This window comes from uncultured Thiodictyon sp. (assembly GCA_903837595.1).
Taxonomy (GTDB): Bacteria; Pseudomonadota; Gammaproteobacteria; order Chromatiales; family Chromatiaceae; genus Thiodictyon.
In genome coordinates, this window is sequence record CAILVI010000508.1 from 1 (window position 1) to 1,596 (window position 1,596).

Annotated in this window: 1 protein-coding gene; it reads left to right on the forward strand. The window is 62.0% G+C overall.

Annotated elements, in window-relative coordinates; all coding sequences use genetic code 11:
* Positions 1–175 precede the first annotated feature (175 nt).
* The gene (locus QZY44_RS30905; protein ID WP_295456712.1) at positions 176–1,501 is read left to right on the forward strand and encodes an IS4 family transposase; all 1,326 of its coding nucleotides are present in this window, start codon (positions 176–178) and stop codon (positions 1,499–1,501) included.
* The last annotated feature ends 95 nt before the right edge of the window (positions 1,502–1,596 follow it).

Here is a 1,596-nt window from a genome sequence, read left to right on the forward strand (position 1 = left end):
CCGGGGGAAATGGTGTACGGATTAGCTTATGGAGAAGTACTGGTTGCATCGCCTCGATTTCAATCGGATGATCTCGATCCGTCGAAAGAATTACAGAGCATTTAACGCATTCCATTACACACAACTTGAGGAACTCGCCGTAACATACTGACTTTTCGTGGATGTTGGAGTCAGGATGAGCTGGGCGGAGGAAGAATTCAGTGAGATTGACCTGGGGGACCGGCGGCTGAACCTGCGGGCGGTGAAGTTGGCGGAGCGGTTTGCGGAGAAGCCGACTTTGAGCATCCCTGGCGCCTGCGGCGGTTGGGCGGAAACGGCGGCGGCCTATCGCTTTCTGGGGCAGGAGGAGATGGATTGGTCGGACATTCTGGAGCCGCACTGGAACTGTTCGAGAGCGCGAATGCGCGAGCATTCGGTGGTGCTGTGTCTCCAGGACACGACTGAACTGGACTTCAACGGCCAGGGGATGGCCGGCTTGGGGCCGCTCAGTTACGAGGCGCAACGGGGCATGTACGTGCATCCGACCTATGCGGTGACGCTGGATCGGGAGCCGCTGGGGGTGCTCGATGCCTGGATGTGGGCGCGCGAGCCGAAGGATGCCGAGGGCAATCGTGGCGGGCTGCGGGAGAGTATCCGCTGGAGCGAGGGTTACGCGCGCATCGCCGAGTTGGCGGCGCAAATGCCCGAGACGAGACTGGTGTATGTGGCCGACCGGGAGTCGGATATCGTGGAATTGATGCGCACGGCGCGCGACCTGGGTAATCCGGCGGATTGGCTGCTGCGCTCCCAGCACAACCGGGCCTTGCCGGACGGCGGCAAACTGTGGGAAACCACCTGTGCCGGTGAGCCGCTCGGGGAAATCCGCTTCACCCTGCCCTCGCGGCAGGGCCAGAAGGCGCGGGAGGTCAGGCAGCAAGTGTGGGCGCGTCGTGTCGAACTGGCCGACGGCGAGGGTGGCCGAGTGGAGGCCTCCTGTGTCGTGGCCCGTGAAATCGGTGCCCCGACTGGCGTCAAAGCGGTCGAGTGGCGCCTGGTGACCAACCGCGAAGCCGCCACGTTCGAGGCGGCGGCGGAATTGATAGACTGGTACCGGGCACGCTGGGAGATCGAGTTGTTTTTTCACGTCTTCAAGAACGGTTGCCGGGTGGAGGCGCTGCAATTGAGTAGCGTGGACCGCCTGCAAAGAGCGCTGGCGCTGTTCATGGTGGTGGCGTGGCGTATCGCCCGGCTGATGCGGCTCGGCCGTACCTGCCCGGACCTGGACGCAGAGTTGTTTTTCGAGCGCGACGAGTGGCAGGCGGCGTTCATCTTGAACAAGCGAAAACCGCCCAAGACACCGCCGCCGCTCAATCAGGTGGTGCGCCTGATCGCCATGCTCGGCGGCTTCCTGGCCAGAAAGGGCGACGGCGAACCCGGCGTCAAGACCCTCTGGCTGGGCTTGCAGCGTGTCACCGACTTCGCCGCCGGCATCAGGTTCGCAAGAGAACTTCATGTGGAATGAGTTGTGTGTAATGGAATGCCTTATGCCCTCGACAGCAGTTCATTGACGTACCTCAGATTGCGATCAAGATTATTTCCGTCTAGCGGCCCTACGTA